The organism is Pseudomonas sp. 21LCFQ02 (assembly GCF_024129895.2).
GTDB lineage: Bacteria > Pseudomonadota > Gammaproteobacteria > Pseudomonadales > Pseudomonadaceae > Aquipseudomonas.
In genome coordinates, this window is record NZ_CM178749.1 from 3,754,864 (window position 1) to 3,769,217 (window position 14,354).

The 14,354-nt window shown below is 56.6% G+C and carries 16 protein-coding genes; 13 read left to right on the forward strand and 3 right to left on the reverse strand.

Annotated features, from left to right (window positions below; all coding sequences use genetic code 11):
* The first annotated feature begins 18 nt into the window (after positions 1 to 18).
* The 8 genes from NJC40_RS16960 (at position 19) to NJC40_RS16995 (ending at position 7,038) form a co-directional block, all read left to right on the forward strand.
* Positions 19 to 519: a phage major tail tube protein gene (locus NJC40_RS16960; protein ID WP_253140513.1), complete on the forward strand. Its 501-nt coding sequence runs from the start codon at positions 19 to 21 to the stop codon at positions 517 to 519.
* A 9-nt stretch (positions 520 to 528) separates the two neighbouring features.
* Positions 529 to 834: a phage tail assembly protein gene (locus tag NJC40_RS16965; RefSeq protein ID WP_253140393.1), complete on the forward strand. Its 306-nt coding sequence runs from the start codon at positions 529 to 531 to the stop codon at positions 832 to 834.
* Positions 835 to 970: 136 nt separating this feature from the next.
* Positions 971 to 3,751 (forward strand): phage tail tape measure protein, encoded by a 2,781-nt coding sequence (locus NJC40_RS16970; RefSeq protein ID WP_253140394.1) that lies wholly within the window; start codon positions 971 to 973, stop codon positions 3,749 to 3,751.
* Positions 3,752 to 4,603 carry a phage tail protein gene (locus NJC40_RS16975; RefSeq protein ID WP_253140395.1) on the forward strand — a complete coding sequence of 284 codons (852 nt, stop codon included), beginning with the start codon at positions 3,752 to 3,754 and terminating at the stop codon, positions 4,601 to 4,603.
* Positions 4,578 to 4,787: a tail protein X gene (locus NJC40_RS16980; RefSeq protein ID WP_253140396.1), complete on the forward strand. Its 210-nt coding sequence runs from the start codon at positions 4,578 to 4,580 to the stop codon at positions 4,785 to 4,787. Before NJC40_RS16975 ends, NJC40_RS16980 begins: the two co-directional genes overlap by 26 nt.
* A 69-nt stretch (positions 4,788 to 4,856) precedes the next feature.
* Complete coding sequence (locus NJC40_RS16985; protein ID WP_253140397.1) at positions 4,857 to 5,894, forward strand: phage late control D family protein; 1,038 nt, start codon at positions 4,857 to 4,859, stop codon at positions 5,892 to 5,894.
* Between the two features lie 59 nt (positions 5,895 to 5,953).
* Positions 5,954 to 6,505, forward strand: coding sequence for a glycoside hydrolase family 19 protein (locus tag NJC40_RS16990; protein WP_253140398.1), 552 nt, complete (start codon positions 5,954 to 5,956; stop codon positions 6,503 to 6,505).
* Positions 6,502 to 7,038 carry a DUF2514 family protein gene (locus NJC40_RS16995; protein WP_253140399.1) on the forward strand — a complete coding sequence of 179 codons (537 nt, stop codon included), beginning with the start codon at positions 6,502 to 6,504 and terminating at the stop codon, positions 7,036 to 7,038. The genes NJC40_RS16990 and NJC40_RS16995 overlap by 4 nt, the downstream gene beginning before the upstream one ends.
* Here the strand turns inward: NJC40_RS16995 and NJC40_RS17000 are convergent, their stop codons facing one another.
* Positions 7,039 to 7,233 carry a hypothetical protein gene (locus tag NJC40_RS17000; RefSeq protein ID WP_253140400.1) on the reverse strand — a complete coding sequence of 65 codons (195 nt, stop codon included), beginning with the start codon at positions 7,231 to 7,233 and terminating at the stop codon, positions 7,039 to 7,041. It abuts the gene before it with no gap.
* A 37-nt stretch (positions 7,234 to 7,270) separates the two neighbouring features.
* Positions 7,271 to 7,546 (reverse strand): hypothetical protein, encoded by a 276-nt coding sequence (locus NJC40_RS17005; protein ID WP_253140401.1) that lies wholly within the window; start codon positions 7,544 to 7,546, stop codon positions 7,271 to 7,273.
* A gap of 220 nt (positions 7,547 to 7,766) precedes the next feature.
* On the opposite strand from NJC40_RS17005, the gene NJC40_RS17010 reads away from it, so the two are divergent.
* From NJC40_RS17010 to NJC40_RS17020, 3 genes are all read left to right on the forward strand, one after another.
* A complete protein-coding gene (locus NJC40_RS17010) occupies positions 7,767 to 8,561 on the forward strand; it encodes a DNA adenine methylase (RefSeq protein WP_253140402.1) in 795 nt (264 codons plus the stop codon).
* A gap of 143 nt (positions 8,562 to 8,704) precedes the next feature.
* Complete coding sequence (locus NJC40_RS17015; protein WP_253140403.1) at positions 8,705 to 9,886, forward strand: ATP-binding protein; 1,182 nt, start codon at positions 8,705 to 8,707, stop codon at positions 9,884 to 9,886.
* The gene (locus tag NJC40_RS17020) at positions 9,886 to 10,590 is read left to right on the forward strand and encodes a DUF4276 family protein (RefSeq protein WP_253140404.1); all 705 of its coding nucleotides are present in this window, start codon (positions 9,886 to 9,888) and stop codon (positions 10,588 to 10,590) included. Before NJC40_RS17015 ends, NJC40_RS17020 begins: the two co-directional genes overlap by 1 nt.
* A 797-nt stretch (positions 10,591 to 11,387) precedes the next feature.
* Here NJC40_RS17020 and NJC40_RS17025 read toward each other — a convergent pair.
* Entirely contained in the window at positions 11,388 to 12,530 is a 1,143-nt protein-coding gene (locus NJC40_RS17025; RefSeq protein WP_253140405.1) for a site-specific integrase, read from the reverse strand.
* 103 nt (positions 12,531 to 12,633) lie between these two features.
* Between NJC40_RS17025 and dusA the strand changes: the two genes are divergently transcribed.
* Positions 12,634 to 13,653: a tRNA dihydrouridine(20/20a) synthase DusA gene (dusA, locus tag NJC40_RS17030; RefSeq protein ID WP_253140406.1), complete on the forward strand. Its 1,020-nt coding sequence runs from the start codon at positions 12,634 to 12,636 to the stop codon at positions 13,651 to 13,653.
* A gap of 269 nt (positions 13,654 to 13,922) precedes the next feature.
* Positions 13,923 to 14,354, forward strand: coding sequence for a universal stress protein (locus tag NJC40_RS17035; protein WP_253110443.1), 432 nt, complete (start codon positions 13,923 to 13,925; stop codon positions 14,352 to 14,354).

Below are 14,354 nucleotides of genomic sequence, written 5' to 3' on the forward strand. Positions count from 1 at the left end.
GGAGGGCGTTTACCTATGTTGGCTCCTCAGACGCTGTACAACATCAACGCCTTTATCGGCGGTATCAGCTTCGCTGGCGACGTGCCGTCGTTCACCCTGCCGAAGCTGACCCTGAAAACCGAAGAGGTGCGTAACGGTGGCATGGATGCCCCCATCGACATGGATCAGGGCATGAACAAGCTCGACCTGAGCTGGACCATGACTGGTATTCGCAAGGACGCGCTGAAGATCTACGGCCTGGCCAGCGGCTCTTCGCTTGAAGCGGTGTGGCGTGGTTCGTTCAAGGCCGGTACCGAGCGCGTTGGGGTCATCGTCACCACGCGCGGGATGATCACCGAAGTGGACTTTGGTGACTGGAAGTCCGGCGAGAAAGCCGAGTTCAAGTACGCGGCCAACCTCAACTACTACAAGCTCGAAATCGACAATGCGGTGATGTACGAGATCGACATTCTCAACTGCATCCGAATCATCGATGGCGTGGATCAACTGGCGGTTGTGCGCGAGCACCTGGGCATTTAAGGAAAAAACATGAGCTACGAAGCAGCGAATATCCCCGACTGGATGACCATTGACCACGACAGCGTCACGATCCGATTGCGTCACCCGCGTGACCTCAGCGGTGTGAAGACCGACCGTATTCGCATGGTGTCGCCGAGCATCAAGGTGGTACGTGTCTGCCGAGCGGCACACCCTAAAGATGAGGAAGCCGAGGAACTGATGCTGTTTTCCAGCATGTCACAGGTTCCGGTGGAAGATCTGGAAAAGCTGGATATCAAGGACTACGGCCGCTTGCAGCAAGGCTATTTTCGCCTTCACACGGACGACGGGCTTTGATTACGGGCTGCTAGAAAAAGCCGCTCGGCGCCTGGCTCGGGAGACTGGGTTCACGCGTACCGAAATCGAAGAGATGACTCTGTTTGAAATGGCCTGGTGGTTCATCGAATGAATCGCCTCGCCTTGAGGTGGGCGCATGGCGAGCGAAATGAAAGTCGGCCTGGTGCTGGGCGGCGCGGTCAGCCCTTCGCTGGGTGCCGCGTTCAAGGACGTTGAGGGCAAGATCAAGCGGCTGGATGGCATCAAATCCAAGCCGCGCGCTCTGCAGTCCATGATTGGTGAAACCCGGCGCTTGCAACAAGAGTGGCGGCAAGCGCACCTCGCTGGCGCCGCTGGGGCTGATGGCCTTCGGGGTAGGTTGGAACGCAATCTCACTGTGCTGCGTAAGCAGGGCGTGGAGGTGCGTAACCTCGGTAAAGCGTACATGGATGCAGGCCGTCAGGCGCGTGCGCTGGAATTGAAGGCCGCCGGCAAGGAACAACTGCAGCAGGGCAAGGCTGGGTTCGCCCAAGCCGGTATGGTAGGGGCCGCTACCGTTGGGGTGGCGGCTGCAACAACCAAAGTCTCTGCAGAATACGGGGCAATTATCAGGGATATCGCGATCAAGGCTGGTATCGCTAACAAGCCCGAAGAGCATCAGATGTCTCGCACCATCATCGACACGTCGAAGGACACCGGGCTCGCTCGCAATGATGTGGCCGATGTTCTGAACTCCTTGGTCGGCGCCGGTATGGATTTGAAGCAGGCGCTGGAGTATGTGCCGGTTGCTTCGAAATTCGTGGTGGGTCAAGGCGCTGGCGGTGTCGATACGGCCAAGATGATCAACGCTCTCGGTCAGAACGCGAAGATCACTGATCCTGCGGAAATGCAAAAAGCCCTGGAGGCGATTGCCTACCTTGGCCAAGCCGGATCGTTCGAGGCGTCGGACATGGCCAAGTGGTTTCCTGACCTGCTCGCGCAGATGGGCAACATGGGGATCACGGGCACCGATGCCGTCACGCAGCTCGGCGCGATGCTTCAGGTGCAGATGAAGACGGCCGGGTCGTCGGATGAAGCGGCGAACAACTTGAAAAACTGGATCGGCAAGATCGGTTCTGGCGATGTCGTCAAGGCTTATAAGGACGCTGGCATCGACTATCAGAAGTCCATGAGTACGGGCTTGCAGAAGGGTAAGTCCACCCTTGAGACGTCTTTTGCATTGGCGCAGAAGTACGTCGAAGCAACGGACCCAAAGAAAGCCAAGCAGATGGCCGAGGCCATGGCCGGCATCAGTAAGGAAACTGATCCGAAGAAAGCCGAAAAGATGATCGTTGCCTTGGAAGGTGCGCTGCGCACTGGCGACTTGTTTGCTGACATGCAAGTGAAGGCTGCGCTTACTGGCTACATGCAGAACAAAAAACTGTATGAGCAGCAGAAGAAGGATGCCAGCGGTGCGGCGGGCATTCTGGACAAGAACCTGGCTGAGCGTCGAGAGACGTCAGCGCAGCGCTGGGCAGAGACGGGCCAGGCGATGAACGATGCGATGCGCAGTATTGGCGATGCATTGCGCCCCGTGACAGATGTTGTGGCCACGTCGTTGACCAAGGTCGCTCATGCCATCACGGCGGTCAGTGATGAGACGCCTGGCTTGGCGCTTGGCCTTGTCGGTGCTGGTACTGCTGTTGCCACCGTGCTGTCTGTTCTGAGTACGGTAAAGATGGGCAAGGGATTGCTCAGCCTGGGCAGGAGTGCCCTGCTGAAACGTGGCTATGGCGACGGTGGTGACGCTGATGATGGCGATAGCAAGGACAAGAAGGCTGACAAGGACGACGGCGATGACAAGCCCGGTAAAGCTGACGCGCTCAAGGGGCTGATGACTGCCGGGATCAGTGCCTATAAAGGAAAGGCGCTGAATGCTGCCAACGACGGTGCTGAGGGTGACGCGGCCAAGCCGGGCGAGTCACTGATTGATGCTGGCTTCAAAGTATTCGAAGCGTTCTCGGGTGGCAAAGAGGATGAAGGCGGGGAGGGTGGTGACAGCGATCCGCAGGAGGTCTTCGTTGTGAACGCCTCGGATATCGCTGGCGGTGCCGCTGGTGCGGGTGCTGGATCGGCGGGAAATGGCGGTGCTGCTGGTTCACGACGCAGACGTCGGCGCCGCCGTGGCGCTAATGGTGGTAACAACGCCGATGCTGGTGGTGCAGGACGGCCACCAGCTCGGCCGCCGGCCCCTCCACCTCCTCCAGCGCCGCCTGCCCCACCACCGCGAGTGGGTGCTATGGCTCGACTTGGCGGCGTTGCCACGGGTCTCGGTGCGCTTGGCAAGGCAATACCGGCTGGATCTTTGATTGAGGCCGGGACCAAAGCCTTTGACACATTCCAAAACGCTGAGACCCAGGATGAAAAAGCCGAGGGGTATGGTTCTGCGGCCGGTGGACTGGCCGGAACTATGGCCGGTGCAGCGGCGGGTGCGGCTATCGGGTCGGTTGTACCGGTGATCGGTACGGTTGTTGGTGGTGCTATAGGCGCGTTTCTCGGCGGAATGGGCGGTGAAGGACTGGGCGGATGGGCTGGCAAAAAGTGGTTCGGCGGTGATGAGCCAGAGGCCGCTGGTGCAGCAGCGTCGCCGGTGCCTGGAGCGCCTGCTGTTCCGGCGCTAGGTGATGTTGCGCGCTCCTTTGAAAGATCGAGCGGTACGACTACACCGTTGGTGGCTGTCACCCAGCCTGCGCCGGCTGCTGCCGCTACCCCGGCGCCTGTTCAGCAGCAGAATGTCCAGCTCTCTCCAAGCGTCAGTCTTGTGGTTCAGGGGGATGCCAAGGATCCAGACAGCATCCTCGACAAGCTCATGCCTCGGTTGGAGCAAATGATGCGTGATGTCGCCAGGCAGGCCGGGCGCAGCAGCATGTACGACGAAGCCCATGTGCAAGGAGGTTAAATGGAGTATGTAGACAAGCTCCAGAGTGGGCTGAAGTACATGGTCGAGGCGGGCGAAGCTGGGCGCAAGAACCTGGCCGGCATGGTCAGCCCAGTGGCTGGTGCGATCAGCTCGATCTCGTCTGCGGCTGACGACCTTGAAAGTCTCCCGTTCGTTGGGGGACTGATCGGTCAGAAGCTGCAGCGGGTGACCGGCGCGATCAGTGCCGCGCAGTCGACGATCAACAATGTGGTGTCGACCTACAACAAGGCCGCTACCGGGCTGACGCAGGTGCAAGATGGGATCGGTAAGCTGGAAGAGCAGCGTGCCCGTGCGGTTGCGGCGGTCGACAAGCTTGTCACAAAGCCAGGCACTAAGATGGAGGTCGTGCTGCCGACGGCGGCCATGGCCCCCAAAGTGACCCCGGCGCCGGAAACCGTTGGCGGGCATGCTCACCTGATGATCATGCAGTTCCTCGACACCAAGTCCGGTATCCAGCCGTACTACTTCAACCTCGACACCGCGGCTTTTGATGAGCTTCGGCGGTCGTCGCCTTATCGCTGGGCAGAGCAGGAGCGGCTGATGCGGCGACCTGCCCAGCAGGCGGTAGGGGTCGGTACCGAAAAGCTGAGCATCAAGGGTGCGATCTTCCCTGGCGTGCGCGGTGGGCTGAAGCAACTTGAGCGGTTGCGTAGCTTCGGCGAGCAACTGAAGCCACTCCTGCTCACCACGGGCTATGGTCTGGTGTTAGGCCATTGGTGCCTGCTGAACGTTGACGATGAACAAAGCGCGCTGCTAAGTGGCGGCGCGCCACGCAAACAAGGTTTCAGCCTGGAGTTCTCGCGCTATGGCGACGACATGCAGAACGTCTGATGGTGACATGCTCGACACCATCTGCAACCACTTCTATGGCCATCTACGCGGCACGGTCGAAGCGGTGCTGGCGGCGAACGAAGGTCTGGCGCGGGAGCCGCAACCGTTCCGTGCCGGGCTGTTGATCGTGTTGCCTGATATGCCTGCGGCGGTTGCCGCCGCGTCCATCGCGCTCTGGGACTGACCCGCAGCGATCTGATAGCCATCTCACACCAGCCCGCCCCGTGCGGGCTTTTGCATTTCAGGAGGATCGATGCGCCCTGTGCATCGCATTGTGGCAAACGGGCAGGACATCACTGACCTGCTCAATGACCGACTGTTATTGGCACGTACAGTCGACAAGCCTGGTATCGACTCTGACGAGTTTGAGCTGCGGATCGATGATCGTGACGGCGCTGTCGCGTTGCCCCGTAAAGGGGTCAAGATCGAGGTGTGGCTGGGCTGGAAGAGCGACAAGCTCACATTGCTCGGCACCTACACCGTGGATGAGGTCGAGGTGTCGGGGCCGCCCGATACAATCGTGATCCGCAGCAAGTCCGGTGAGACGCGGGGCAGCGCAAAAGAGACCCGGAATGGAAGCTGGGAAGGCGTCACCCTGGCCAGCATCGTTGCGGATGTCGCCAAGCGCAACAACCTGGAGCCGGTGTGCACCGTCGAAACCCTGGTTGAGCGTGCAGACCAACTGGGCGAAAGCGACATCAACTTCATCACGCGGCTGGCCAACCAGCACGGCTGCACTGCAAAGGTCGCAGATGGCAAGTTGATCGTGCTGCAGAAAGATGAAGGCAAGAGCGCAACCGGCAAGGATCTGCCGACCATTACGATCAACCGAACGGACGTCAGCCGCTGGCAGTTCAGGTTTTCTGACGAGGGTGTCAAGAAAGGCGCCCGGGCCGGCTACAAGGATGAGAAGGGCGACCTGAAGGTCATCGACGTCGGCAACGACAGCGCGCCTGCTGGTACCCCGCCTGTGCACACCGACCGCCACCTGCACCCCAACAAGTCCGCAGCCGAGGCCTCGGCCAAGGCCCGAATCGATGCTTTCAACCGCTCAACGGCCAGCGTTAGGTTGGACATGAACGGGCGCACCGACGTGTTCGCCGAAAGCAAGATCACTGCCCAAGGTTTCAAGGAAGGTGCTGACGGCACGTACCTGGTCGAGTCTGTCGAGCAGACATGGACCCAGTCAGGCTGGACCACATCTGTCGAGTGCAACGCCGGCAACAAGGGCAAGGCCGATGCCAAGGGCAAGAAGGAAAAAGGCCCGCTGAAGGTTATCGACGTCGGGTAATCACAACGATTCACACACCGCCGCGCATGTCGCGGCTTTTTTTCGCCTGGAGAAAACCAATGGCACTCTCTGAAAAGCAACTGTTGCAGATCCTCCCCAATGCTGGCCGACAGGCCGCTCTGTTCACGCCGGTGCTCAATGCTGCGATGGGCAAGTACGGGATTGTCGGTCGCTTACGTGTGGCCGCGTTCATTGCCCAGATCGGCCACGAGTCGGGTCAGCTGCGCTACGTGCGCGAGCTGGGCAGCGATGCCTACCTGGCGAAGTACGACACCGGTCGTCTGGCGGACCGCCTTGGCAATACGCCCGAGGCTGACGGTGACGGCCAGAAATACCGTGGTCGCGGCCTGATTCAGGTCACCGGCACCGACAACTACGAAGCCTGCAGCGAAGCGTTGTTCGGTGACAGTCGCCTGCTGGCCACGCCGGAGCTGCTGGAGCATCCGCTGTACGCATCGATGTCTGCCGGCTGGTACTGGCAGAAAGCCGGCTGTAACACCCTGGCCGACAAGGGTGACTTCCTGACAGTCACAAAGCGCATCAACGGTGGCACCAACGGTCTGGCTGATCGCCAAGCGCTGTACGAGCGTGCGCTGAAGGTGTTGCAGTGACTGCGCTGATGGTGGCCGGCACAAGTCGGCTCTGGCTGTGGCTGGCCGGCGCGGGGCTCGGACTGGCGTTGATCTTCGGGGCGTTGTGGCTGGCTTACAGCCACGGTCGGTCTGTCGAGAAAGGCGAGTGGCAGGCACTCTGGAATGATAGGGACGCCCGTGACGCCAAGGCCAAGCTGACCGCAACCGAGGTGGAGCGGGGAAAAGAGCAGGCCCATCAACGGGCCATCGACCAGGTGCAACAAGATGCTGAGAAACAAATCGATACGGTGCTCACCCAGGCTGCTGATGCTGCCACTGCTGCTGACGGGTTGCGTCAGCGAGTCAACCAGCTACTCGCAGCAGATCGAGCGCGCCGCAGTGCCTGCGCTACCGCCGGCAGCACGGCAGCCGAAAACCCCGGCAATCTGCTCGCCGTCGTGCTCGACAAATCTGTCGCAAGAAATCGAGATCTGGCAGCGCTCGCTGATTCTGCCCGAATAGCGGGGCTTGCTTGTGAGGCTGCGTACAACGCGATAAGGGCTTCGCCCTGATCAGGAGGGCGAACGACTCAGCAAGGCCAGGTACCTCCTTTCTATATAGCCTGCTTCCCAGGGGAGCGGGCTATCGGCCTGGGCCCTGTCGAGGCAGACCTGCGCCCAATGACGGCGGTCATAGACAGTGTCGTTACCCAGGCTGTCGATGTGCCCGATCAATGTGGCCAGGCTCAGGTCGGGGCGTAGCCGCATGATCTTCTCCGCAGACCGAATCACGTCGTCCATTTCATCAGCCATGGGTACTGAGTTCATTCTTCAGCTGTGCCCGCTCGACGTACATATCCGAAAGCTTCCTGCTCTGGTCTGAGACATCGCGCCGCAATGTGTCGCGTTCGTACGTGGCCAGGCGAAGCATCGTGATCAGCTTCGCCTGGTTCGCCCGGTAGCGTTCCACCTCCGCGCGCAACAGATCGTTCTCCGTTTCAATGAGCGACAGCTGCTGCCGCAGCATCTCTTCCGGTGCTGGGTTTCCGAACCAAGCTTCGGCTTCGAAATCAATGTCCATGAAGAGGTATCCAGTAACTGTTTTTATATACAGTATTTCGAGAATGGGTATCTGTATAGACCCTTGCGACAAAAGGAGCGACCCGTCCCGGTGCGTCAACACCGGGGCGGGCCGCCGAACCCGCAGACCCTTCCTGCAAGTCCAGCCGTGGCCCCTGCTTCGTGCACAAAGCGCCGCGAGCCTATCACCTGTTTATCCATACAGTAAAGACTTGCAATCTATGACATCTCCTATCGTTCCCTGGATGGGTGGTAAACGCCGCCTGGCCGACCGCTTGATCCCTCTCTTTCCCCCTCATGAATGCTACGTCGAAGTCTTCGCCGGCGGTGCCGCGTTGTACTTCATGCGACCCCAGGCAGCGCCTGTCGAGGTGCTGAACGACATCAACGGTGACCTGGTCACCCTTTATCGCGTGGTGCAGAACCACCTGGAGGAGTTCATCCGCCAGTTCAAATGGGCCTTGTCCAGCCGCCAGATCTTCGAGTGGCAGAAGATGACGCGGCCTGAAACCCTGACCGACATTCAGCGCGCTGCCAGGTTCTTCTACCTTCAGCAGCACGCCTTCGGTGGCAAGGTAAGTGGGCAAACCTTCGGTACCGCGACCACTGGCCCGGCGATCAACCTACTGCGGATCGAGGAAAACCTTTCAGCTGCGTGGCAACGCCTGGCCGGTACCTACGTCGAGAACCTACCGTGGCTGGAGTGTGCCGAGCGCTACGACCGTGCGCACACGTTCCACTACATGGACCCGCCTTACTGGCAAACGGCCGGGTACGGTGTCGGCTTCGGGTTCGACCAGTACCTGGCCATGGCCGACTTTATGCGCCGCTGCAAAGGACGGGTGATGGTCAGCGTCAACGATCACCCGGAGATCCGCCAGGCGTTTGAAGGGTTCCACTTCGAGACCCTGGATATTCGATACACGACCGGAAATCAGCGAACCAGCCAGGCCGGGGTGAGCGGTGAGTTGGTTATCACAAACTGGGAGCCCACTGTCCTAGCGCAACTGTTCTGAATCCAACGTGTGGCTAGAATCACGGCAGGTAATTTGGCGGTTACGTTGATTCGTGCGCGTGTTGAACGCTGAGAGGTGAACCCACATATTGAAAGAGTGATGGTGTTCTGATAGCGTCCTCTGCTTGAACAAGGAGTGGTCAAGTGTATATAAAATCTATTGCTTATGATGAATTTAAATTTAAGCCTACTGAGTGGCAAGTAGAGAAAATTGAGTTTGATCAGATAAATCTAATTGTTGGTAAGAACTCCAGTGGCAAAACGCGAGTAATAAATATAATCCAGGCCTTGGCATCGATGCTTGCCGGTAGAGGCGGAAATTTTGTAAGTGGTCACTGGCAAGCATCCTTTATTAGGAGTGTGGGTGCCGCTAAAGAAAAGCAAGAGTATCGTTTAAAAATTGACGATGGTGTGATTGAAAGTGAATTATTTAAAATAAAAGGGGGTATAATTTTACAGCGAGACTCGACAGGGTACGGCACTGTAGCTAAGAAAGCTGGAGCGAAAGTTGATTATAAGGTAGATAATTCCCAGCTGATGGCCGTTGTTCGAAGTGATCCTATTCAACATCCGCAGTTTGCCGATCTGCACGCTTGGGCGAGAGGCGTATGTATATATAGGTTTGGTTCTGAGTTTGGTAAGTCAAATTTCACTGGTGGTTATACCGCTCCGCCTGACCCATTGATGAAGCTTGATTGTAGTGTAATGCCTGATAACGTTTCTGGTGTATATTTAAATACTCATGAAAAATTCAAGGCTGAGTATAATTCACTACTAATTGAAGCAATGGCGGAGATCGGCTACCAGATTGAAGATGTCATGCTGATACCTGTGAATGAGTTTAATTTTCATGGGATGGCGCCACTTGCTATTGCGGTTAAAGAAAAAGGCGTTAGATGCTTTGTAAATCAGGGTGGCTTGTCTCAGGGTATGTACCGTGCACTTGCAATTTTGGTGCAGTTTTATGCAAATATTTTGTGGGCTAGGCATGCTTGTGGGGGGAGGCAGTTACAACTAGGTGATAGTCCTTTGATTTTGATTGATGATATCGGTGAGGGGCTTGATCACGAGCGTGCACGGAAGATGATAGGCTTGTTAGTTAGTGAGTCTCTTAAGTATAACATTCAGATAATCATGTCCTCGAATGATCGATATGTCATGAATTATGTTCCTCTTGAGAATTGGACTGTGCTTTCCCGAAATGGGTCGAAAGTCTCATCAATTAATTATAATAACTCCAAAGATGTTTTTGATGAGTTCTCGTACTCAGGGTTGAGTAATTTTGACTTCTTCTCGGGTGGTCATTATGTCAAGGAAGATGTCTGATGAGAAAAGTTGCAGTATTCGTTGAAGGGCAAACCGAGCTTCATTTTGTAAGCCGTTTGATTACTGAAATAGCTGGCTATGGCAGTGTTGCTATCGAACTCTGGTTGCATAGAGGCGGGGCCCTCAGCAAACTGAGGGCAGAGGGTGCTTCGCTTGAGGTGGCTGATGTCTTCATTATGATAGTGAATTGCTGCGGGGACGGCGTTAAAAGCTCTATAATTGAAAAGAAATCTAAGCTATTTGCTACAGGCTTCGATACGATTATTGGTTTGCAAGATTTGTACCCCAAGCCGCTGCAGGATTTACAAAAATTTCAAGCGGGCCTTGATAGAGGGCTTGCCGGTGAGGGGGAAAATGTCCAAATATTCTTGGCCGTCGGAGAGGTTGAGGCTTGGTTTTTGAATGAGTTCACTCATTTCGAGAAGCTTGATTCCAAGCTGAATGCTGCCTACATACAGCAGCAGTCCGGCTTCAATCCTGAAAGTCAAAATGCTGAGACGGATGTTAAGCATCCAGCAGGTAAGTTAAAAGAAATATATTCACTTGCAGGGATACGCTACCGTAAGAGGGAGGGTGATACCCATCGCCTTGTATCACATATAAGCTACGAAAATATCTATCTTTCGGTCAGAAGTGTATCGAATTCCTTGGATGCTTTTCTGACAGGTTTGGAAGGGGCTATATTTTGTTCTGCGGCGAAATAGTCTGTGCGCAAAAAAAAGACTGAAATTTTTTTGCTTGATGCGATACTGCCGGGCTCTAGGGTGTTTCTAAAGAGCACTTACGTCATCGCCGCAGCGTTGAAAACAGGCTCGGTTTGCTAATTTACTACTACAATCAGTAACTTCGCTTTCTTTCCTGTTTCGCCTCGCGCTCTATGTTTCGCCTGCTATTTTGCACATCCCTTGGCCAGATACCGTCAGGGCCGCGGGGTCAAAAATGGGGCAAACTGCACGCCAAACCATGCCATCTTGTGCCCTCAGCGCAATATTGCTGAACTCATAAAACTGGCCGGAAGTCCCTTTTAATGGGGACTTCCGGCTTTTTGGGCTGTCTACTGCAACACAATCGGGATATGTGGTGTCCTATTCCTCGTTGAACGTGTGACCGCAAGTCAGGCACTTAAAATTGTCGAGGACATGTTCATCAACAGCACGGCCCGCGATAGCTCCCACAGCTGCACCCGCAGTGCCTCCCGCCAACGCGCCGGCGATAGCTCCCGTGATAGCACCGATAGTCGCACCAGCGGCTATACCAACCGGGCCTGCTAGCGCGCCAATCGCTGCACCTGCTTGTCCTCCAGCGGCTGCTCCGCCCAACGCTGTTGCTGCGCCGCCTGCCGCGCCGCCAATACCACCGATAGCTGCACCCGCACGCTTTCCATAGTTGCGTTTATCGATATTTGTGGATTTACAGCTAGGGCACGTCGTCATAGTGAAGTACATCCAGATGATGGTCGGCATATCTTATCAAGTAAATTGCGCTGTGATCTGCCCCAGCCTCAAAGCGTTGTGCTTCTGCTTCTGCTATTTAGCCTATTGCCTGGAGCGATGGTCGGTCCACTGATCGCGCGCTCAATCCACTCCCAGTCCTGGTACTTGTCCCCGTCTCCTCTGAGGTGGGTGTATCGTCTCATGGAGTTCCAGTCTCTGTGCCCGGACACAGAGGCCGCTTTTGGGATATCCCATCCAATCTCAAAGAGCCGGCTTACACCGTCATGGCGCAGATCGTGGAAGTGCAGGTCATCGATCTCCAGAAAATTGCAGGCTCTGGTGAATGATGCGGATACTGACTTTGCGTTGTAGGGAAAGGGGCCATCCGACCCGCGCGGCATTGATTTCATTATCTGCCATGCTTCATCGGGAACATGACACCACACATCGTTGCCGTACTTCTGGCCTGGATTTTTCATGTCCGTGATGAGGACGCGCTGCCGGTTCTCATCCATCAAACTCCATTTAATGCGTGTGATTTCCTCTTGTCTCCTGGTTGAAAACAGGGCGAACAGCACGACCCTCACCATGTCGATTTCTTGCTTTCTTCGGTCCCGCATTTCCTCAAAGTAGTGCAGGATGCGGTCCAGCTCGTCCAGTGTTGGTCGCCGTTCGCGTTCTGCGCTGCGGGTTACCGCGCCCATCTTCCTCAATACCTTTCGTGCATCAGGCATCGCCATGGGGTCGATGATGTATCCCCACGCCGGCCTGGCCACAGCAAGTACGGCCCCTAGATGGGCCAGGTCATTGCCTACGGTTTGAGGTTGGATGCCGTCTCGCTCTATCCGGCCGAGCGCATATTCGACCAGCTTTTGGCTGGTTATCTGTTCGTCATTGAGGTCACCCAGCCACGTCTCCTTGATCGCATTCAAGGTTGCGCGTTTGGTTCGGCCTAGCGGTCTCAGCTTCTCGTACTCATCCAGGTACCGGTCTATCATCTGCCTGACGGTGGCACCTTTGCGATTGGCTCGCTCAATGGCCCCTGGTGCCGCCAGTTCGGTTTCCCGTCGCTTGATCCAGGCTTGCGCGACCTGCTTGCGGTCGAAGGTCTGGCTTTCCTGATAAACTGTTTGACCATCTTGATTGATACGGATCTGCGCAGAAAAGGCAATCGTGTTGTCGCTTCGCCTGCGTTGTCTGATTGTGCCCATTTTTGTGTTGGTACATTCGCAAATTGGATTGGTACATTGTACCAATCGTTTGTAAAAAACAAGCAAAAACGGGTAAAAACCGCTGTATATAAGATCAGTAAAAATGACTGTCGAAAAAACTGAAATCCCCGTAAATGCTGGTCTATCCCGGGCTGAGCCCTCCCGCCGCTTCTCCGTGGCGCCGATGATGGATTGGACGGATCGCCATTGCCGTTACTTCCTGCGCCTGCTCTCCAAACACACCTTGCTCTACACCGAAATGGTCACTACTGGCGCGGTGTTGTTCGGTGATCGCGAGCGGTTTCTCGGTCATCACGAAGCCGAGCACCCGTTGGCCCTGCAACTGGGCGGCAGCAATCCGGCGGATTTGGCGGCTTGTGCGCGTCTGGCCGAAGAGGCCGGGTATGACGAGGTCAACCTGAACGTCGGTTGCCCCAGCGACCGGGTGCAGAACAACATGATCGGCGCCTGCCTGATGGGCCATCCGGCACTGGTCAGTGATTGCGTGAAGGCCATGCAGGATGCCGTGGCGATTCCGGTGACGGTCAAGCATCGGATCGGTATTAATGGTCGTGACAGCTATGAGCAACTGTGCGATTTCGTCGGCCAGGTGCGTGAGGCGGGGTGCCGCAGTTTTACCGTGCATGCGCGGATTGCGATTCTCGAAGGGCTGTCGCCCAAGGAGAACCGCGAGGTTCCGCCGCTGCGCTACGACGTGGCTGCGCAATTGAAGACTGATTTTCCAGACCTGGAAATCATCCTCAATGGCGGTATCAAGACTCTGGAAGACTGCCATGCGCACTTGCAGACCTTCGATGGCGTGATGCTGGGGCGTGAGGCTTACCATAACCCTTATCTGCTGGCCGAGGTCGATAGCCGGCTGTTTGGCGTGCAGCAGCCGCCCATAAGCCGTGCCGAGGCCATGGCGGCGTTGCGTCCTTATGTGGTCGATTATCTTGGGCGCGGTGGCAACATGCACCATATCACCCGGCACATCCTGGGCCTGGCCGTGGGTTTTCCGGGGGCGCGGCGCTTCCGGCAGATTCTCTCTACCGATATCCAGAAAGCCGAACAGCCACTGGCGCTGTTTGATCAGGCGGCGCAGATTCTGGAAGGGCGTTAACCATGTAAGCCCGGTGTCGTCTTGTTGAGGCGGCACCGGGAAAACCGATTTACGCGCATGCATCAGCCATTCATTTAATACCACCCCTTAAGCTTGCGCGGCTCAGGATTCCATCCCTGCCTGAGTGCGCCCGGTCATCAAGTGGGGCGGGGCGCTAATAACTATATTTCACCCGCTGTTGTCCTGGATCAAGGCGGCGCCGGAACGCACTGGCTGCTGCTCGGGCATGGGGCTATGTTCAATACATACCCACTTGCAGGAGAGCAGTCATGCACAAGGTTCTGGTTCCTTTCGATGGTTCGGCCCACGCCCGGCATGCGCTGGACTATGTGATCAATCTGGCAGGCCAAGTCGCCCGGCCGCTGGAAGTCCATGTGCTCAACGTTCAGTCCAGCCCGATGGCTTATGGCGATTATCTGGCACCGGACATGATCGAAGGTGTGCGGGCCGGTTTGATCAATGAGGCCATGGGCGTGCTGAACAAAGCCAGTGCGCAGCTTAATGCCAGCGGTATCGCCCATGAGGTTCATGTCGATATGGGCAATGTCGCCGAGCAGATTGCCGATGCAGTCAAGAAGCTCGGGTGTGACACTGTGGTGATGGGCACTCGTGGGCTGGGCAGTTTCGGCGGTTTGCTGTTGGGCTCGGTGGCCAACCGGGTGATCCATGATGTCTCGGTCCCGGTGGTGCTGATCAAGTAG